General features: G+C 74.3%; 15 protein-coding genes and 1 pseudogene. 12 read left to right on the plus strand and 4 right to left on the minus strand.

The genetic code is table 11. From position 1 onward, the window contains the following. Positions 1 to 21: 21 nt before the first annotated feature. The 3 genes from ABZ385_RS24050 to ABZ385_RS24060 are packed head-to-tail and all read left to right on the plus strand — an operon-like array spanning position 22 to position 2,112. Positions 22 to 531, plus strand: coding sequence for a DUF2771 domain-containing protein (locus tag ABZ385_RS24050; RefSeq protein ID WP_358588946.1), 510 nt, complete (start codon positions 22 to 24; stop codon positions 529 to 531). Beyond that, a complete protein-coding gene (locus ABZ385_RS24055; RefSeq protein ID WP_358588944.1) occupies positions 501 to 1,211 on the plus strand; it encodes a futalosine hydrolase in 711 nt (236 codons plus the stop codon). The genes ABZ385_RS24050 and ABZ385_RS24055 overlap by 31 nt, the downstream gene beginning before the upstream one ends. Further along, on the plus strand, positions 1,204 to 2,112 hold the full coding sequence (locus tag ABZ385_RS24060) for a 1,4-dihydroxy-6-naphthoate synthase (protein ID WP_358913082.1): 909 nt from the start codon (positions 1,204 to 1,206) through the stop codon (positions 2,110 to 2,112). The genes ABZ385_RS24055 and ABZ385_RS24060 overlap by 8 nt, the downstream gene beginning before the upstream one ends. A 131-nt stretch (positions 2,113 to 2,243) precedes the next feature. On the opposite strand, the gene ABZ385_RS24065 is transcribed toward ABZ385_RS24060, so the two are convergent. Next, the gene (locus tag ABZ385_RS24065) at positions 2,244 to 2,627 is read right to left on the minus strand and encodes a cold-shock protein (protein ID WP_055701393.1); all 384 of its coding nucleotides are present in this window, start codon (positions 2,625 to 2,627) and stop codon (positions 2,244 to 2,246) included. Between the two features lie 206 nt (positions 2,628 to 2,833). Between ABZ385_RS24065 and ABZ385_RS24070 the strand changes: the two genes are divergently transcribed. Continuing rightward, a complete protein-coding gene (locus ABZ385_RS24070; RefSeq protein ID WP_358588939.1) occupies positions 2,834 to 3,085 on the plus strand; it encodes a hypothetical protein in 252 nt (83 codons plus the stop codon). Between the two features lie 17 nt (positions 3,086 to 3,102). Here the strand turns inward: ABZ385_RS24070 and ABZ385_RS24075 are convergent, their stop codons facing one another. After that, a complete protein-coding gene (locus ABZ385_RS24075) occupies positions 3,103 to 3,729 on the minus strand; it encodes an HAD hydrolase-like protein (RefSeq protein WP_358913084.1) in 627 nt (208 codons plus the stop codon). Between the two features lie 193 nt (positions 3,730 to 3,922). Here ABZ385_RS24075 and ABZ385_RS24080 point away from each other — a divergent pair, with 193 nt between their 5' ends. The 4 genes from ABZ385_RS24080 to ABZ385_RS24095 are packed head-to-tail and all read left to right on the plus strand — an operon-like array spanning position 3,923 to position 7,847. Continuing rightward, positions 3,923 to 4,921: an iron ABC transporter permease gene (locus tag ABZ385_RS24080; protein ID WP_358913086.1), complete on the plus strand. Its 999-nt coding sequence runs from the start codon at positions 3,923 to 3,925 to the stop codon at positions 4,919 to 4,921. Further along, positions 4,918 to 5,985, plus strand: coding sequence for an iron ABC transporter permease (locus tag ABZ385_RS24085; protein WP_358913087.1), 1,068 nt, complete (start codon positions 4,918 to 4,920; stop codon positions 5,983 to 5,985). Before ABZ385_RS24080 ends, ABZ385_RS24085 begins: the two co-directional genes overlap by 4 nt. After that, a complete protein-coding gene (locus ABZ385_RS24090; protein ID WP_358913089.1) occupies positions 5,982 to 6,818 on the plus strand; it encodes an ABC transporter ATP-binding protein in 837 nt (278 codons plus the stop codon). Before ABZ385_RS24085 ends, ABZ385_RS24090 begins: the two co-directional genes overlap by 4 nt. 21 nt (positions 6,819 to 6,839) lie before the next feature. Next, positions 6,840 to 7,847 (plus strand): iron-siderophore ABC transporter substrate-binding protein, encoded by a 1,008-nt coding sequence (locus tag ABZ385_RS24095; protein WP_358913091.1) that lies wholly within the window; start codon positions 6,840 to 6,842, stop codon positions 7,845 to 7,847. A gap of 1,248 nt (positions 7,848 to 9,095) precedes the next feature. On the opposite strand, the pseudogene ABZ385_RS24100 reads toward ABZ385_RS24095, so the two are convergent. Continuing rightward, positions 9,096 to 9,317, minus strand: a pseudogene (locus ABZ385_RS24100) (hypothetical protein); the annotation flags it as partial. Positions 9,318 to 9,569: 252 nt separating this feature from the next. On the opposite strand from ABZ385_RS24100, the gene ABZ385_RS24105 reads away from it, so the two are divergent. Then, on the plus strand, positions 9,570 to 10,703 hold the full coding sequence (locus ABZ385_RS24105; protein WP_358913103.1) for a glycosyltransferase 87 family protein: 1,134 nt from the start codon (positions 9,570 to 9,572) through the stop codon (positions 10,701 to 10,703). Further along, positions 10,627 to 11,004 (plus strand): hypothetical protein, encoded by a 378-nt coding sequence (locus ABZ385_RS24110; RefSeq protein WP_358589724.1) that lies wholly within the window; start codon positions 10,627 to 10,629, stop codon positions 11,002 to 11,004. The genes ABZ385_RS24105 and ABZ385_RS24110 overlap by 77 nt, the downstream gene beginning before the upstream one ends. Before the next feature lie 10 nt (positions 11,005 to 11,014). On the opposite strand, the gene ABZ385_RS24115 is transcribed toward ABZ385_RS24110, so the two are convergent. Then, positions 11,015 to 12,658, minus strand: coding sequence for a DNA repair helicase XPB (locus tag ABZ385_RS24115; protein ID WP_358913092.1), 1,644 nt, complete (start codon positions 12,656 to 12,658; stop codon positions 11,015 to 11,017). Positions 12,659 to 13,099: 441 nt separating this feature from the next. Between ABZ385_RS24115 and ABZ385_RS24120 the strand changes: the two genes are divergently transcribed. Continuing rightward, entirely contained in the window at positions 13,100 to 15,598 is a 2,499-nt protein-coding gene (locus ABZ385_RS24120) for a helicase C-terminal domain-containing protein (RefSeq protein ID WP_358913094.1), read from the plus strand. A gap of 574 nt (positions 15,599 to 16,172) precedes the next feature. Then, positions 16,173 to 18,233 carry an ATP-binding domain-containing protein gene (locus ABZ385_RS24125; RefSeq protein ID WP_358589730.1) on the plus strand — a complete coding sequence of 687 codons (2,061 nt, stop codon included), beginning with the start codon at positions 16,173 to 16,175 and terminating at the stop codon, positions 18,231 to 18,233. Positions 18,234 to 18,332 lie beyond the last annotated feature (99 nt).

Here is an 18,332-nt window from a genome sequence, read left to right on the forward strand (position 1 = left end):
CCCGCCCGATAGCCTTCGCCCATGACCTCCCTGCTCCGCGGCGGAGCCGCGAATGTGAACAGCGCGGCGCGCCGCCGCCGCACCGTGGCCGCCCTTGGCGCCGTCTCCGCCGGACTCCTCGTCCTCTCGGCCTGTGACAAGCCGACGCCGCTGGCCACCGTGACGGTCGGCGGCGACTCGGTGCACACCGAGGCCTCCTGCTACAACGACGGCAAGGAGCTGAAGAAGTCGCAGCTCAAGTCCTGCCTCCAGGACAAGGACGTGAAGACCGTCAAGATCGACCCCGATGAGAAGGTCCGGTTCGGCGTCGACCCCGAGGTCGCCGACAAGGGCTGGACGCTGCTGATGAACGGTCAGCCGCTGACCGAGGCCAGCAAGAAGACGTACGTCGTCATCCCCGGCAGCGTCTTCTTCAACCAGCAGTACGGCGGCGGCGGCGACAAGTCGACCGTCAGCCTCCTCGAAGGCGGCAAGGGCGGCACGCAGAAGGCCACCGGCCTGTGGTCGTTCAAGTTCAAGAAGGACGCCTGACCTCCGCTCCCGTGCCCCACCCGCGCGTCCTGGTGGCCACCGCCGTCCCCGCCGAACGGGACGCGGTGGCCCGCGCGCTGCCCCTGACCCCGGGCATCGACGCGCTGGCCGTCGGCGTGGGCCCCGCCGCCGCAGCAGCGGGCACGGCCACCGCGCTCGCCCGCGCCGCCGCCGACGGCCGGCCCTACGGCCTGGTCGTCTCGGCGGGCATCGGCGGCGGCTTCCCGCCCGCCGCCCCGGTGGGCTCCCTCGTCGTCGCCGACGAGATCACCGTCGCCGATCTGGGCGCCGAGACCCCCGAGGGCTTCGCGCCCGTCACCGAACTGGGCTTCGGCGCCGTCACCCATGTCCCGCCGCGTTCCCTCGTACGAGGGGTCGCCGCCGCCTGTGGCGCCGCGCGGGGCACCGTCCTGACCGTCTCCACCGTCACCGGCAGCGCCGCCCGCGCCGCCGAGCTGCGCCGGCGCCATCCCCGGGCCCTCGCCGAGGCGATGGAGGGTTTCGGTGTCGCCGAGGCGGCCGCCCTGCACGGACTGCCCGTCCTGGAGGTCCGCGCGGTCTCCAATCCCGTCGGCCCGCGCGACCGCGCCGCCTGGCGGATCGGTGAGGCGCTGACCGCGCTGAGCGACGCGTTCGGGAAGTTCGCGCCGGTATTGGAGAGTTGGAACACGCATGACTGAACACCAGGCCCCCGCGGCGCCCGCCGACGGCACGCTGCGCATCGCGTACTCGCCCTGCCCCAACGACACGTTCGTCTTCGACGCGTGGGCGCACGGCCGGGTGCCGGGCGCCCCCGCTCTCGACGTGACCTTCGCGGACATCGACGTCACCAACGGCATCGCCGAGCGCGCCGCGACCTCGGCGGCGACGGCCGCCGACCCCGATCTCGACGTGCTGAAGGTCTCCTACGCCGTCCTGCCCTACGTCCTCGACACCTACGCGCTGCTGCCCTGCGGCGGCGCGCTCGGCCGGGGCTGCGGGCCCCTCGTCCTGACCCGCGAGCCCGACGCGGACCTCCGGGGCAGGACGGTCGCGGTGCCGAGCGAGAAGTCCACGGCGTATCTGCTGTTCCGGCTGTGGGCGGCGGACACGCTCGGCGGCGAGGGCGTCGGTGAGATCGTCGTCCTGCCCTTCGACCAGATCATGCCCGCGGTGCGCGACGGCAAGGTCGACGCGGGTCTGGTCATCCACGAGGCCCGCTTCACCTACCGGAACTACGGCCTGCACCGCCTCGCCGACATGGGCGAGCACTGGGAGGCCACGACGGGTCTGCCGATCCCGCTGGGCGCGATCATCGCGAAGCGGAGCCTCGGCCCCGCGGCGCTCGAACAGCTCGCCCGGGCGGCCCGCGCCTCGGTCCGCATGGCCTGGGACGACCCCGAGGCGTCCCGGCCCTACGTCCTGGCCCACGCGCAGGAGATGGACCCGTCGGTCGCCGACCAGCACATCGGCCTGTACGTGAACGAGTTCACCGCCGACCTCGGCGAGGACGGTTACGCGGCCGTGCGGGGGCTGCTGACGCGGGCGGCGGCGGAGGGACTCGTGCCCGCGCTGCCGCCGGGGGCCCTGGCCTTCCCCTGACCCGTCGAATGACCGTCGCCTGACCGTCCGTCCTGCCGCCTGAGGGGCCCGCCCCTCGCCGCCGGACGGGCCGAAGAGCCCGCCCGGCGCAGGGTCATGCCGTCATACGTCCAGTGCGCGGGGTCATGCCGTCACACGTCCAGTTGGTCCGCGACCGCCCTCAGCAGCCCCGCGATCTTCGCGCCCGACGCCTTGTCGGGGTAGCGGCCCTTCTCCAGCATCGGCGTGATGTTCTCCAGGAGGGTCGTCAAATCCTGGACGATCGACGCGAGTTCGTCCGGCTTGCGGCGCTGCGCGGCCGCCACCGAAGGGGTCGGGTCGAGAATGGTGACGGAAAGGGCCTGATCGCCGCGCTGCCCCGCGACCACACCGAATTCCACGCGCTGGCCGGGCTTGAGTGTGTCGACGCCGGCGGGCAGTACGGAGGAGTGCACGAAGACGTCGCCGCCGTCGTCGCGGGAGAGAAAGCCGAAGCCCTTCTCGCTGTTGAACCACTTGACCTTGCCGGTAGGCACGTGAAGTCCTCGTCCTCGTACTCGTCGTACTCGTCTGTGCCGGTCCGCCCCACCGGAAATGACGGGGCGAAAACGGCTCTGGATAGCACTACAGCGGGTCGCCCGACCCGCCGGAACCAAGCCTATTGGTCCGGCGCCCGGTGACAAGACGTCCCCGAATCTCTTCCTCCGGGTTCCTCCTTCGCGCAGGGAACTACCCTGGTGGGGTGCGTGACAAAACCCAAGCGAATTCGGCCGGGCCCGGCGACGGGATGGTCCGGATCGGAGCAATCGTCTTCTTCATCGGCGCGGTGGCCACATTGGTCACCGTGGCACCCCTCTTTCTCGGCACCGAGCCCTTCCCGCCCGTCGCGTATGCCGTGTGCATGCTGATGGGCGTCGGGTTCGTCGTCGCCGCCGCCGGGGTGCTGCGCGGCATCGCCGTCCAGCGCCGCCGGGCGAGGTCCGCGGCCGGCTGACACCTGCCTCGCGCGCGTCAGCGGTCCTGCCCGGCGGCGTACGCGTCGAGCCACGCGGGGAACCGCGTCAGCTCGGCCAGGACCACGTCCGCGCCCGCCGCGCGCAGTTCCGCCGCGTCGCACGGGCCGGTCGCCACCGCCACGGACAGCGCGCCCGCCGTACGCGCGCCGCGCACGTCCCCGGTGTGGTCGCCGACGTACACGGCCGCCTCGTGCTCGCGCAGCGCCACCGCCTTCGCCTCGGCCCACAGCCAGCCGATGACCGCGTCGGCCTCGATGCCGAGGTGCGACAGGTGCAGCTTCGCGTTGGGCTCGTGCTTGGCGGTCACCACGATCGCGCGGCCACCGCGCGCGCGGACCGCGGCCACCGCCTCGCGGGCGCCGGGCAGCGCGAGCGTCGGCGCGATGGCGTATGTGGGATAGATCTCACGGTAGCGGTCACCCATCTCCTGGATCTCCTCCTCCGGGAACCAGTTCCGCAGCTCCTGCTCCAGCGGCGGCCCGAGGCGCGTGACGGCCAGCTCCGCGTCTATGTAGGTGCCCGTCTCCGCGGAGAGCGCCTGGTAGGCGGCCTTGATGCCCGGCCGGGAGTCGATCAGGGTCATGTCGAGGTCGAAGCCGACGGTCAGCGCGCGTGAGGTCATGCGCCCATTGTGCCGAGGCGTCCCCCCACCCCCGGCTTAGACTTAGCCAAGCCTTACCAACTGCCGCCCGCGGCCCCCCGACTTCCCGACGCGCCGCCCCGACTCCCCCCACTCCGAGAACCGACTCCCCCGCTCCGAGACCCGACTTCCGCACGTGCCGCCCCGACTCCCCCCTCCCGAAACGAGCCAGCCGATGCGTGTGCCCGTACGACGCGCCGCCCTGATGGCGGCGGCCGTCGTGGCCCTGCTGCTCGCGGCCTCGCTCAGCCTCGCCGTCGGCGCCCGCGCCATCGCGCCCTCCGCCGTCCTGGACGCGCTGCTGCACGGCGGGCACGGCGACTCCGCCGAGGTGGTCCGCGAGATGCGGGTGCCGCGCACCGCCGTCGGTCTGATGGTCGGCGCGGCACTCGCGCTGGCCGGCACGGTGCTCCAGGGCCTCACCCGCAATCCCATCGCGGACCCCGGCGTCCTCGGCATCAGCCAGGGCGCCTCGGTGGGCGTGGTCCTCGCCATCGCCTTCGCCGGCGTCCACACGCTGACCGGCTACGTCTGGTACGCGTTCGCCGGCGCCGGCGTCACGGCGCTGGCCGTCCACGCCATCGCCGCCGGCGGGCGGGGCGGGGCGACGCCGGTGAAGCTCGCGCTGGGCGGCGCCGCCGTCAACGCCCTGCTGGTCTCGGTGACCACGGCGATCCTCACCACCAGGGCCTCTGCGCTGGACGAGTTCCGGTTCTGGCAGGTCGGCTCGCTCTCCGGGCGGGACGCCGACATCGCCGGCCGGATCTGGCCGTTCCTGCTCGTGGGCCTGGTGCTCGTCCTCTCGGTCGCGCGCGGCCTCGACGCGCTGGCGCTCGGCGAGGACGTCGCCAAGGGCCTCGGGCAGAACGTGGCGGCGGTGCGGGTGGTCGGAGGGCTCGGGGCGACGGTCCTGACCGGGGCGGGGGTCGCGGCCGCCGGGCCCCTCGCCTTCATCGGTCTCGCCGTGCCGCACATCGCCCGCGCGGTGGTGGGCGGTGACCACCGCTGGACGCTGCCCATGGCGGCCGTCCTCGGGCCCGTGATGCTGCTCGTCTCCGACGTGGTGGGGCGGATCGTGTTCCCGCCGAGCGAGGTGCCCGCCGGGGTGATGACCGCGCTCATCGGGGTGCCGTTCCTCGTCACTCTCGTACGCCGCAAGGCGGTGGCCGCGTGAGCCTCGCCTCCCCGCGGCTGCGGCCCGCCGGCTACACCGTGGTCCGGCTGCGCCGTGCCGCCTTCCTGCTGCACCGCCGTGCCGCCCTCGTCGCCCTCGGCCTCGGCGCTCTGCTGGCCGCGAGCTGTCTGGCGTACCTCTGTGCCGGCGCGTCGTACGTCCCGCCCGTCGAGGCGGTGAAGGTCGTCCTCGGGCAGCCCTCCCCCGACGCGCTGGTCGTGGGCACGCTGCGCGCACCCCGCATGGTGGTGGGGCTCCTCGTCGGCGCCGCGTTCGGCGTGGCCGGTGCGCTGATCCAGACCGTGGCCCGCAATCCGCTGGCCGGGCCGGACGTCATCGGCATCAGCCAGGGCGCGAGCGCGCTGACCGTCGGCGCGCTGACCTTCGGGGTCACCTCGTACGCCGTGCTGCCCTACCTGTCGGTGCTCGGCGGCATGGCCGCGGCCGCCCTCGTGTACGTCTTCGCGTGGCGCGGCGGCCTGCACGCCACCCGGTTCGTGCTCATCGGCATCGGCTTCGCCGTCGCCCTGCGCTCGGTGACGACGCTCTTCATGACCAAGGGCGACTACCTCGTCGCCCAGCAGGAGCAGATCTGGATGACGGGCTCCCTCAACGGCCGCGGCTGGACGGAGGCGGACCCGCTCGCCCTGACCCTGCTCGTGCTGCTGCCCGGCCTGTGCTGGGCGGCCCGCGCGCAGCGCTCGGTCACCCTGGACGACGACACGGCGACGGCTCTCGGGGTGCGCCTGGGACACGTACGCCTCGGCCTGGTCCTGCTCGGTGTCGTCCTCGCCTCCGTGGCGACCAGCGCCGCCGGGCCCATCGACTTCGTGGCGCTCGCCGCCCCGCAGATCGCCCGCAGGCTGACCCGCACCGCGCAGCTCCCCCTGCTGTGCTCGGCGCTGGTGGGAGCGCTGGTCGTCGTCCTCGCCGATCTGCTCGCCCGCCGGATGTTCGCGCCGACGGAGCTGCCGGTCGGCGTGCTGACGGCGGCCGTCGGCGCCCCGTACCTGATCTGGCTCATCGTCCGCGGCCGCTCCGTCCGCAAGGGAGGCACGTCGTGACCGCCCACCCGCCGCCCGGCCCCCGCCCGGCCCGTCTCGCGGCCCGCCGGCTGACCCTCGCCTACGAGGACCGCACGGTCGTCGACCGTCTCGACCTCGCCGTCCCCGACGGCAGGGTCACCGTCATCGTCGGCCCCAACGCCTGCGGCAAGTCCACGACCCTGCGGGCCCTCGGCCGGCTCCTGAAGCCGAAGAGCGGCGCGGTCCTCCTGGACGGCGAGGCCCTCGGCAAGCTGCCCACGAAGAAGATCGCCCAGCAGATAGGGCTGCTCCCGCAGACTCCCGTGGCGCCCGAGGCGATCACCGTCGCCGACCTCGTCGCCCGCGGCCGCCAGCCGCACCAGCACTGGTGGCGGCAGTGGTCCGATGAGGACGAGAAGGCGGTGACGGAGGCGATGGAGCGCACCGACGTGACCGCGCTCGCCGAGCGCCCCGTCGACGAACTCTCCGGCGGCCAGCGCCAGCGCGTGTGGATCGCGATGGCCCTCGCCCAGGACACCGGCCTGCTGCTCCTGGACGAGCCGACGACGTACCTGGACATCTCCCACCAGGTGGAGGTCCTCGACCTGGTGCGCCGGCTCAACCACGACCGGGGCCGCACGGTCGTCGTCGTCCTGCACGACCTCAACCAGGCCGCGCGCTACGCCGATCACCTGGTCGCCATGAAGGACGGCGAGGTCGTCGCCGAGGGGCCCCCGTCGCAGGTCGTCACCGAGGAACTCGTGCGCGAGGTCTTCGGCCTGGAGTGCGTGGTGGTGCCGGACCCCGTGACCGGCTCCCCCCTGGTCGTCCCCGGCGCGCCGTGGTCGGCGCCCGCCCCCGCCCCCGTGTAACGCAGCCCGAAAGGCGTCCCCATGCCCCTGACCGTCTCCCGCTTCCGCTCCTCGCCTCGCCGTCGCGCGCTCCTCACCGCCTCCCTGGCCCTGACCGGCGCGCTCGCGCTCGGCGCCTGCGGCTCCTCCGACTCCTCCGGCTCCTCGGGTTCCGACGAGGGCTCCGGTGCGGGCAGGACGCACACGGTGCGCACCGCCATGGGGGACGTGTCGGTCCCCGTCGCCCCGAAGCGGGTCGTCGTCCTGGACACCGCCGAGCTGGACTCCGCGATCTCACTCGGCGTCACACCGGTCGGCACCACGCACGTCGAGGCCGGGTCGGGCTTCCCCGGCTACCTGCCCAAAGACAAGGTCAGCGGCGTCAAGGACGTCGGGGAGATGCTGAACCCCGACCTGGAGGCCATCGCGGCGCTCGAACCGGACCTGATCCTCACCTCGAAGATCCGGCACGCTGCCAAGTACGACCAGCTCAAGCAGATCGCGCCGACGGTCATGACCGAGACGACCGGCTACCCCTGGAAGGAGAACTTCCAGGTGCACGCGGACGCGCTGGGCAAGAAGGCGGAGGCGAAGAAGGTCGTCGCCGACTACCGCGCGCACGCCCGGAAGGTCACCGAGGCCATCGGCGGGCCCGCGAAGGCCGAGCGCACGAAGGTCAACGTCATCCGCTTCGTGGAAGGCGCCGACATCCGGCTCTACGGCGAGCAGAGCTACATCGCCACCATCCTCAAGGACGTCGGTCTCGGCCGCGCCCCGATCTCCGCGAAGGCGAAGGACGGCTTCTCCTACGACCTCTCCCCCGAGAAGATCGACCTCGCGGACACCGACGTCATCTTCCGGTCCACGTACGGCGACCCGAAGAAGGCCAAGCAGACGCGGACCACGAGCAGCGGCCTGTGGAAGAACATGAAGGCGGTCAGGTCGGGCAACGTCCACACCGTGGACGACGAGCTGTGGATCCAGGGCATCGGCTACACCGCGGCGGACCGGATTCTGGACGAGCTGCGGGCGGACCTCACCGAGAAGTAGGCCGGGCGCTCACAGCCGTCGCCGCTGCGATCTCCACACCAGGAAGAGCGCGGAGGCGACGGCCGCGCCGCGTACCACCCACGGCCAGGTCCCGGCGATGGCGTCGCTCATGTGGCCCTCCCGGACCGGCTCGCCCCACCTGCCGTCCGTACGCCCCCACAGCCAGGCCAGACCGGCGGCCACCGCGAGCCCCGGCATCCCGAACACGGCCCACTTCGCCTCGGCGCGGGTGAGCCTGCGGGAGAGGTAGGCGATGAGCCAGCCGCCGCCGAGGGCGGGCAGGCTGCCGAGGACGGCGCCCACGAGGAGCAGTGCCGCGGCGCACAGGAGCAGGGGGTTGGCGAACCGCACGCCCTCGCCACCGCCGAGCCGGGGCCGCCACCACCGGCGCCCCTCGGCTTCGTCGGCCTCGCCGAACTCGTCGGCGTCCAGGGGCCCGTCGACCGCGTCGCCCTTCGCGCTGCCGTCCTTGGCCGGGCGTACGGGGTCGTCCGGGGCCGGCGGCGGTTTCAGTATCTCGGGGATCTCCACGCCGCCGACGAAGCCGGGGACGCTGTCGGCGAGGCCGAAGGGGCTGCTGTCCAGGCGCCACCAGTCGGGCTCGGAGCCGCTCGGTCCCAGCTCGTGCGAGCCCGCGAGGTGCGGCGGGGACGGGCGGTGGCCCTCCATGCCCTCCAGCCCCGCGAGGCCCTCCGGGGGCGGGGACTTGGGGGCGCGGCGGGGCCGCGGCACGAGCCGCCGCAGCCCTTTGACCGCCTCGCCCCCACCGCCTTCGCCCTCGCCCGGGTTCCTGCCGCCGTCGCCGTCCAGGCCCCCGTGCCCGCCGGCGCCCGCGTTCCTGCCGCCGTCGCCGTCTCCCCTGCGCCCGCCACCGCCCGCAGCCCTGCTCCCGCCGCCGTCCAGGCCCCTACGCCCGCCACCGCCCGCAGTCCTGCTCTCGCCACCGCCCAGGTTCTTGCTGGCGCCGCCGCCCGCGGTGCTGCTTCCGCCGCCTGCGGTCCTGCCGCTGCTTCCGCCTGCTGTCCTGTCTCCGTCGCCGCGCAGGCTTCCGCTTCCGGCCCCGCCCGTGCCCCCGCTTTCGGCGGCGGCGCCGTCCGTGTCCCGGGCTTCGGCTTCGGGTGTCTGCCTCGGCGGGTTCGGCGCCGGCTTGCGGCGTGGGCGGGGGTCTCGTTGGGTGGGGACGGCCGCCTGGGGGGTGCTCGGTCGGGGTGCGGGGGGCGGGGAGGGGGTGGTGGGGCCCGGGGGGCCGCCCGCCGCGTCGACGACGTCCTCGGGGGTGCCGAGCCGGGCCAGGATGCGGCGGACGGCGGCGGGGGTGTCGGCCGTCGCCCCGGCGCGGTCGCGGTCGATCCGCAGGCGCAGGTCGGCGACCAGGCGCATACGGTCGCCGGACGTCAACTGCCGCTGCTGGGCCAGGTCCCCGACCCGGCTCAGATAGTCGTAGACCAGCTGATCGCTCTCGATCCCCACGAAGTCCCCTCCGGGGCGGCTGCGTTGGTTCTTCCCCGGCCCCGACGGTACCGGTTGGGGCGGGGGTGCCTCCAACACCGGCCCGCGCGGCGGTGCGCGCCGGTCCCCGGGCGGCCCGCCGGGAGCCGTTACCGTCCCCCCGTGAAGTACCCCCGCGTCCCGCGCCCCTCCCCCACGGCGACCTTCACCCTCCTCGCCCCGCCGCTCTCCCTGGCCGCCCTCGCCGCGCTCTGCGTCGTCCGGCACGTCCCCATGGCCGACGCCCTCGTCTACCGCGCCGAGGGCCGGGCCGTGCTCGACGGCGGCGATCTGTACGGGTTCACCGTCACCGCGTGGGAACTCCCCGCCACCTACCCGCCGTTCGCCGCGCTCCTCTTCGTACCGGCGGCCTGGCTCCCCGTGCCCGCCCTGAAGCTCCTCTTCCTGGTCGGCAACACCGCCCTCTGTGGGCTGCTCCTGCACCTCTCCTGCCGGCTGGCAGGCCTGCGCCTCCGCCCCCGCCGGCTGTGCGCGGCCACCGCCCTCGCGCTGTGGCTGGAACCGGTCTTCCAGACCGTCGTGTTCGGGCAGATCAACCTCGCCGTCGCTTGTCTGGTCCTGTGGGACCTGACCCGGCCGAGGGGCGCCCCCGGCCGGGGCGTCGCGCTGGGCGTGGCCGCCGGGATCAAACTGACCCCGGTGTTCTTCGTCGCGTACCTCTTCGTCGTCGGGCGGACGCGGGAGGCCGTCACCGCTCTGGGGGCGTTCGCCGGGACCGTCCTCGCCGGCGTGCTGGTGCTGCCCGGCGCCGGCGTCGACTTCTGGACGCGCCGCGTCTTCGAGACGGGCCGGGTCGGCAAGGCGTGGATCGTCGACAACCAGTCGCTCCAGGGCCTGCTCGCGCGGGCCCTGCACACGGCGGAACCGGGCCTCACCTGGGCGGTCCCCGCCGCCCTGACGGCGGCCGCCGGGCTGTGGCTGATCCGCCGGACGCCCGACGGACCCCGCGCCGTGCTCCTGGCCGCGTTCACGACCCTGCTGGTCTGCCCGATCAGCTGGTCGCACCACTGGGTGTGGTGCGTGCCGCTGCTGGTCCTCCTGGTCGCCGAGGGCCGGCCGCGCCCGGCCGCCGCCGTGGCCGCGCTCTTCACGGCCCGCACCTTCTGGCTCCTGCCCCACCACGGCGACCTGGACCTGCGGCTGCCCTGGTGGCAGCAGCCGTTGGCGTCACCGTACGCCCTGCTCGCCCTCGTACTGCCGCTCCTGTTGAGTACGCGTCTGAGTACGCGCACCGAGGTGCCACCGCCACGCCCCGAGGTTGACTCGCCCCATGGAACGAACTTGGCCGAGCAGGACGACCGCCGACCCGCACACCCGCGCCCCGGCCGCGCACTCCCCCGCCGGTGACACCGCCCGCCCCGACCCGGCGCCGTCCCGCGTCATGGGCCTGGCCCTCGCCACCCCGGCCGTCCTGCTGCTCCTGGGGGTCGGTCTGCTGGTCGTCCGGCTCGACGCGGACCTGGGCGGCGCGTCGACGCCCGCGCACCGGGAGCTGGTGGCCCGCTATGTCCTGGCGGCGTTCACGGGCCTCGGCTGCCTGACGGCGGGCTGGTGCACGCCGCGCGACGCGGGCGCGGCGTGGCTGCGGACGGCGTTCGCCTGGGCGTCGGTCGTGGCGGTCCCCGCCGCGCTCCTGATCGGCGCGTGAGAGGGCCGGTTCAGTCGCCGGCGAGCAGTTCGTCCGCGTCGACGATCCGGTACGCGTACCCCTGCTCGGCGAGGAACCGCTGCCGGTGCGCGGCGAAGTCCTGGTCGATGGTGTCCCGCGCGACGACGGAGTAGAAGCGGGCCTCGTGCCCGTCCGCCTTGGGCCGCAGCACCCGGCCGAGCCGCTGCGCCTCCTCCTGGCGCGAGCCGAAGGTGCCCGACACCTGGATGGCGACGGTGGCCTCCGGCAGGTCGATGGAGAAGTTGGCGACCTTGGACACGACGAGGACGGAGATCTCGCCCTGCCGGAAGGCCTCGAAGAGCTTCTCGCGCTGCGCGTTGGTCGTCTCGCCCTTGATGACGGGCGCGTCCAGGTGGGCGCCCAGCTCGTCGAGCTGGTCGATGTACTGGCCGATGACCAGGGTCTGCTCGCCCTGGTGCTTCTTGACCAGCGCCTCGGTCACCTTCCGCTTGGTCGCCGTCGTCGCGCAGAAGCGGTACTTCTCCTCGGCCTCGGCCGTGGCGTACGCGAGCCGCTCGCCGTCGGTCAGGTTGACCCGCACCTCCACGCAGTCGGCGGGCGCGATGTAGCCCTGCGCCTCGATCTCCTTCCACGGGGCGTCGAACCGCTTGGGCCCGATGAGCGAGAAGACGTCGGACTCGCGCCCGTCCTCCCGTACGAGGGTCGCGGTCAGGCCGAGGCGGCGGCGCGCCTGGAGGTCGGCGGTGAACTTGAAGACGGGCGCGGGCAGCAGATGCACCTCGTCGTAGATGACCAGGCCCCAGTCGCGGGAGTCGAACAGCTCCAGGTGCGGGTAGATGCCCTTCCGCTTCGTCGTCAGGACCTGGTACGTGGCGATGGTGACGGGACGGATCTCTTTCCTGGTCCCGCTGTACTCGCCGATCTCGTCCTCGGTGAGGGAGGTCCGCTTCACCAGCTCGTGCTTCCACTGGCGGGCGGAGACGGTGTTGGTGACGAGGATGAGCGTGGTCGCCTTGGCCTGCGCCATGGCCCCGGCGCCGACGAGGGTCTTCCCGGCGCCGCAGGGCAGCACGACCACTCCGCTGCCGCCGTGCCAGAAGCCCTCGACGGCCTGCTGCTGGTAGGGCCGCAGCGTCCAGCCGCTCTCGTCCAGGTCGATCTTGTGCGCCTCGCCGTCGACGTACCCGGCGAGGTCCTCGGCGGGCCAGCCCAGCTTCAGCAGGGTCTGCTTGATCTGCCCGCGTTCGGAGGGGTGGACGGCGACGGTGTCCGGGTCGAGCCGCTCCCCGACGAGCGGCTGGACCTTCTTGGACCGCAGGATCTCTTCGAGGACGGGCCGGTCGGTGGTCGTCAGGACGAGCCCGTGGGTGGGGTGCTTGGAGAGGGTGAGGCGGCCGTAGCGCGCCATCGTCTCGGCGACGTCGACGAGCAGGGCGTGCGGGACGGGGTAGCGGGAGAACTCCACGAGCGCGTCCACGACCTGCTCGGCGTCGTGCCCGGCGGCCCGGGCGTTCCACAGGCCGAGCGGGGTCACGCGGTAGGTGTGGATGTGCTCCGGGGCGCGCTCCAGCTCCGCGAACGGGGCGATGGCGCGACGGCAGGCGTCGGCCTGCTCGTGGTCCACCTCCAGCAGGAGTGTCTTGTCCGACTGCACGATAAGGGGACCGTTCACGCGCCCGCCCTTTCCCTAGCCCAAACGTCCAGTGTGCCGCATCGGCGTCTTGGCCCCACGCCATAACCCTCACCGGACGCCTGGCTGGCCCCCTAGGAAGGCCCCAAGGTGCGCGGGGAACGGCGCGGCCAGCCCCCGCGGGCACGTCGTGGCTGGTCGCGCAGTTCCCCGCGCCCCTGAGGCAAACCCCGGGCACCCCCCATCAACAGCCCTCGCCGAAACCCCCTAGGGGCGCGGGGAACTGCGCGGCCAACCCCCACCCACCCGCAGGCGAGGAACAACCCAAGATCCCCCGGCCCGCACCCGCGGGCGCGTCGTGGCTGGTCGCGCAGTTCCCCGCGCCCCTGAGGGAAATCCCGGGCGCCCCCCATCAACAGTCCCGCCGAAACCCCCTAGGTGCGTGGGCGACCCCCACGCCCAAGACCCGCTAACGTGAGCCGGATGAGCACCGACGAGCCGCCGCACCCCCAGGAGAGCCGTCCCCCCCAAAAGGGGGACACCCTCCGCTCCCTCGCCGAAGCGCTCCGTACCCGCGAGGACGACGCCCTCGCGGAGCTGCTGCACGCCCGCCCGGACCTCCTCAACCCCGTCCCCACGGACCTGACGCAGCTCGCCGCCCGCGCCGGCACCCGCGCCTCCGTGGTGCGCGCCCTGGAGCGCCTGGACCTGTTCACGCAGCAGGTGGCGCAGACCCTGGCGGTGGCCCCGGAGCCCACGTCGTACGAGGAGCTGCTCGGCCTGCTCGCCGGGGACGACGGCGACGCGGCGGTCGCGGACGCCCTGCCCGGCGCCCTGCGCACCCTGCACGGGCAGGCCCTGGTGTGGGGCACGGACGACCGGCTCCGCCTGGTCCGCACCGCCCGCGAGCTGCTCGCCCCGAGCCCCCAGCACCCCTCCCCGACCGGTCTGGGCCCGACCGTCGCCGAGGCCACGGCCGGCATGTCGCCGACCCGGATGCAGGACATCGTCGCGGCGGCGGGCCTGCCCACCACGCATGACGCGGTCTCGGCGGTCGAGGCCCTCACCGCGCTGTTCACGGACCGCGCCCGCATGTCGGCGCTCCTGGACGAGGCGCCCGCCGAGTCCGTGGAGGTCCTCTCCCGCCTGGTCTGGGGCCCTCCCTACGGCCAGGTCACCGCGGACCCGGCCCGCCATCTGCGCTGGCTGCTCGACCGCGGCCTGCTCCTGCCCACCGCGCCGGGCACGGTCGTGCTGCCCCGCGAGGCGGCCCTGCACCTGCGCGCGGGCCGCGCCCACCGCTCGCCCGCGCCGACGCCGCCGCCCGTCGCGCCGGGCCGCGAGCACCGTCCACAGGTTGTGGACGCCACGGCGGCCGGCCAGGCGTACACGGCCCTGGCCACCGTCGAGGAACTCCTCAAGGAGTGGGACGAGGGCGGCCCGGCCGTGCTGCGCGCCGGCGGTCTGAGTGTGCGCGACCTGAAGCGGACGGCGGTGGCGCTCGACATGCCCGAGCCGATGGCCGCCTTCTGGGTGGAGCTGTCCTACGCGGCCGGCCTGGTGGCCTCCGACGGCGAGGCCGACGAGCGGTACGCGGCGACACCCGCGTACGACGAGTGGCAGGAGCTGCCCGCGCCGCGTCGCTGGGCCGTACTGGCCACCGCGTGGCTCGCGGCGACCCGCACGGCGGGCCTGATCGGCGGCCGCGACGGCAAGGACCGCACGCTGTCGGCGCTCGGCCCGCACCTGGACCGGTCGGTGGCGCCCGAGGTGCGCCGGCGGGTCCTCTCCCTCCTCGCGGGGCTCCCCGAGGGCGCGGCGCCCGACCCCGACTCCCTCCTGGCCCGCCTGCACTGGGAGCGGCCCTCGCCGGCCGCGCACGACCTGCGGACCCGCATCGCCCAGTGGACGCTGAACGAGGCCGAACTGCTGGGCGTCACCGGTCGCGGGGCCCTGTCGGCGCACGGCAGGGCGCTGATCGGCGGCGCCCCGGAGGGGGTGCCCGGCACCCTCGGGGTCCGTCCGCCGGCCGGCGCCGAGCAGGTCGCCGCCGCCGGCCGGGCGGTGGAGATCCTCACCCCGCTGCTGCCCGAGCCGCTCGATCACGTCCTGCTCCAGGCCGACCTCACGGCCGTGGCGCCGGGCCCGCTGGAGCGGCCGCTCGCCGAGGCCCTCGCCGTGCTCGCCGACGTGGAGTCCAAGGGCGGCGCCACGGTGTACCGCTTCACGCCCGGTTCGGTGCGGCGGGCGCTCGACGCCGGGCAGTCGGCGTCCGACCTGCACGCGTTCCTCGCGGCGCACTCCCGTACGCCGGTTCCCCAGCCGCTGGCCTATCTGATCGACGACGTGGCCCGTCGGCACGGGCACCTGCGTATCGGGGCCGCCTCCGCCTATGTGCGCTGCGACGACGAGGCGCTGCTGAACGAGATCCTGGCCGACAAGCGCTCCCAGGGGCTGCGGCTGCGCCGCCTCGCGCCGACCGTGCTGGCCGCGCAGGCGGATCCCGGCACGCTCCTCGAAGGGCTCCGCACGATGGGCTTCGCGCCTGCCGCGGAGTCGGCGGACGGGGACGTCCTGATCACCCGGGCCCACGCGCACCGCACTCCGCCCCGCTCGGCTCCCGAGCCGGTGCCGGACGGGCCGCCGCTGCCCGACGCCACGCTCATCGGCGCGGCCGTCCGGGCGATCCGGGCGGGCGATCTGGCCTCGACGGCGCCCCGCAAGGAGAGCCCCCGTACGCCGGGGGGCGCGTTGCCCCGTACGACGTCCGCGGAGACCCTCGCCACGATGCAGGCGGCGGTGATGACGGGGGAGGCGGTGTGGATCGGCTTCGTCAACGCGGAGGGCGCCGCGAGCCAGCGGGTGATCGCGCCTGTACGGGTGGAGGGCGGCTACGTGACGGCCTACGACCACACGGCGGACGAGGTCCGCACGTTCCCCCTCCACCGCGTAACGGGCGTAGCCGAACTGGCCGAGGACTAACCCCCTCGTCCCCGCGGAGCCACTCCCCCGCGGGCACGCCGTGGCCGCTCGCGCAGTTCCCCGCGCCCCTGAGGCAAACCCCGGGCCCCCCATCAACAGCCCTCGCGGAGACCCCCTAGGGGCGCGGGGAACTGCGCGGCCAGCCCCCACCCACCCGCGCGGAAACAAGACCCCGGCCCGCCCCCGCAGGTGCGTCGTGGCTGATCGCGCAGTTCCCCGCGCCCCTGAGGCAAACCCCCGGCACCGCACATCAACAGCCCCGCCGAGACCCCCCTAGGGGCGCGGGGAACTGCGCGGCCAGCCCCCGCCCACCCGCAGACAAAGAACAACCCAACACGCCGGCCAGTCCCCGCAGGTGCGTCGTGGCTGATCGCGCAGTTCCCCGCGCCCCTGAGGGAACCCCCGCCGGCCCGCAGACAAAGGGCCCCCCGGCCCCCGGCCAGAAACCGATGGCACGGCCGCCCCTCGGCGCCTAGGATGCCCCCTCCCCGGCCTCCCCCGCGGAGCGCCGCCGGCCGGACGGAAACCGGGCGGCAGCAACAGACCACCCCCGCTGAACCGCCGGAGGCACCCCGTGCAGGCGCACGACCCGACCGACCCCCTTGCCCGCGAACGCGGGCACCTCGCCGCGTCCCGTGCCGCGCTGCGCGCCATGCGCGCGGACGCCGAGGCCCTCGACATCCGCGACGTCACCGCGAACTGGGTGAACGCCGCCGTCCTGGAACGGCAGATCGACGACCGCATCAAGTCCCTCGCCGACCTCGCCCACACGCCCCTGTTCTTCGGGCGGCTGGACTACCTGCACGCCCCCGGCGCCGAGCAGGCCGAGGGCGCCGAGGGCGAGCAGTTCTACATCGGGCGGCGCCATGTGCACGACGCCGACGGCGACCCGATGGTCATCGACTGGCGCGCGCCCGTCTCCCAGCCGTTCTACCGGGCGTCCAAGAAGGACCCGATGGACGTCGCGCTGCGCCGCCGCTTCGGGTACACGGGCGGCGACCTCACCGCGTACGAGGACGAGAACCTCAGCGACCCCGCCGAGGACGAGCGGACCGGCCGGCTCCTCCAGCAGGAGATCGAGCGGCCGCGCGTCGGCCCGATGCGGGACATCGTCGCCACCATCCAGCCGGAGCAGGACGAGATCGTCCGCGGCGGCCTGAACGGCAGCGTGTGCGTGCAGGGCGGCCCCGGTACCGGCAAGACCGCCGTCGGCCTCCACCGCGTCGCCTACCTCCTCTACGCCCACCGGGAGCGGCTCGCCCGCACCGGGACGCTCGTCATCGGGCCCAACGCCTCCTTCCTGCACTACATCGAGCAAGTACTGCCCGCGCTCGGCGAGTTGGAGGTCAAGCAGGCCACCGTGGACGACCTCGTGGCGCACGTGGAGGTCCGCGGCACCGACGACTCCGCCACCGCCCTGGTCAAGGGCGACGCCCGGATGGCCCAGGTGCTGCGCAGGGCCGTGCGCTCGCACGTCACCGAGCCGACCGAGCCCCTGATGGTCGTGCGCGGCTCCCGCCGGTGGCGCGTACCGGCGTACGAACTGGCGGAGATCGTGCGGGAGTTGCTGGACCGCGACATCCGTTACGGCGCCGCCCGCGACGCGCTGCCGCAGCGCATCGCCCATGCCGTCCTGGTCCGCATGGAGGAGGCGGGCGAGGCCCCCGACGACCGGGTGCAGAACGCGGTGGCGCGCGATACGGCGGTGAAGGCGGCCGTGAAGGCCGTCTGGCCGCCGGTCGACCCGGCGAAACTGGTGCTGCGGCTGCTGTCCGACGCCGAGTTCCTGGCCGCGCACGCGGACGGGATCCTGGACGCGGACGAGCAGAAGGCCCTGCTGTGGGCGAAGCCGGCCCGGAGCGTGAAGTCGGCCAAGTGGTCGGCCGCCGACGCGGTGCTGATCGACGAGGCCACCGACCTCGTCGCGCGCACGCACTCGCTGGGGCACGTGGTGCTGGACGAGGCGCAGGACCTGTCCCCCATGCAGTACCGCGCGGTGGGGCGCCGCTGCACGACCGGTTCGGCGACCGTCCTCGGCGATCTCGCGCAGGGCACGACGCCCTGGGCGACGCGCAGTTGGGCCGAGGCCCTCGCCCACCTCGGCAAGGCGGACGCGGTCGTGGAGGAGCTGACGGCCGGTTTCCGTGTGCCGCGCGAGGTCATCGCGTACGCCTCCCGGCTGCTGCCGGACATCGCGCCGGGCCTCACGCCGGTCGCCTCGGTGCGCGAGTCCCCGGGCTCGCTCGCGGTGCGGCAGGTGCCCCACGAGGACCTGGCCGACCTGGACGCCGCCTGCCTGGAGGCGTGCGCCGAGTCGCTGCGGCGGGAGGGCTCCATCGGGCTGATCGCCGCGGACGCCCGCGTCCCGGCGCTGGCGAAGGCGCTGACGGCGGCCGGGATGACGTACCTCGACCCCGGCGAGGAGACCACGCCCGACACCCGGCTCACGCTCGTGCCCGCGTCCCTGGCGAAGGGCCTTGAGTACGACTACGTGGTCCTGGACGAGCCCGCCGCCGTGGTCGACGGCGAGCCCGACGAACGGACGGGCCTGCGCCGGCTGTACGTGGCGCTGACCCGTGCCGTGTCGGGCCTGACCGTCGTGCACGCGGCGCCGCTGCCGACGCAACTCGCCTAGGGCATGTTTCGAAAGTCCCGTCTACCTGGCGACGCCTGGCACGCACGCTCGCCGCGTTGTCGGGATCGCCCCGATACCACCAGTATCGGGGCGACCCTC

The sequence above is a fragment of the Streptomyces sp. NPDC005898 genome, assembly GCF_040629635.1.
GTDB lineage: Bacteria > Actinomycetota > Actinomycetes > Streptomycetales > Streptomycetaceae > Streptomyces.

Coding starts and splice junctions, on each gene's coding strand:
- ABZ385_RS24050 (WP_358588946.1), top strand. CDS start 22: ATGACCTCCCTGCTCCGCGGCGGAGCCGCGAATGTGAACAGCGCGGCG.
- ABZ385_RS24060 (WP_358913082.1), top strand. CDS start 1,204: ATGACTGAACACCAGGCCCCCGCGGCGCCCGCCGACGGCACGCTGCGC.
- ABZ385_RS24075 (WP_358913084.1), bottom strand. CDS start 3,729: ATGACCTCACGCGCGCTGACCGTCGGCTTCGACCTCGACATGACCCTG.
- ABZ385_RS24080 (WP_358913086.1), top strand. CDS start 3,923: ATGCGTGTGCCCGTACGACGCGCCGCCCTGATGGCGGCGGCCGTCGTG.
- ABZ385_RS24095 (WP_358913091.1), top strand. CDS start 6,840: ATGCCCCTGACCGTCTCCCGCTTCCGCTCCTCGCCTCGCCGTCGCGCG.
- ABZ385_RS24105 (WP_358913103.1), top strand. CDS start 9,570: ATGGCCGACGCCCTCGTCTACCGCGCCGAGGGCCGGGCCGTGCTCGAC.
- ABZ385_RS24110 (WP_358589724.1), top strand. CDS start 10,627: ATGGAACGAACTTGGCCGAGCAGGACGACCGCCGACCCGCACACCCGC.
- ABZ385_RS24120 (WP_358913094.1), top strand. CDS start 13,100: ATGAGCACCGACGAGCCGCCGCACCCCCAGGAGAGCCGTCCCCCCCAA.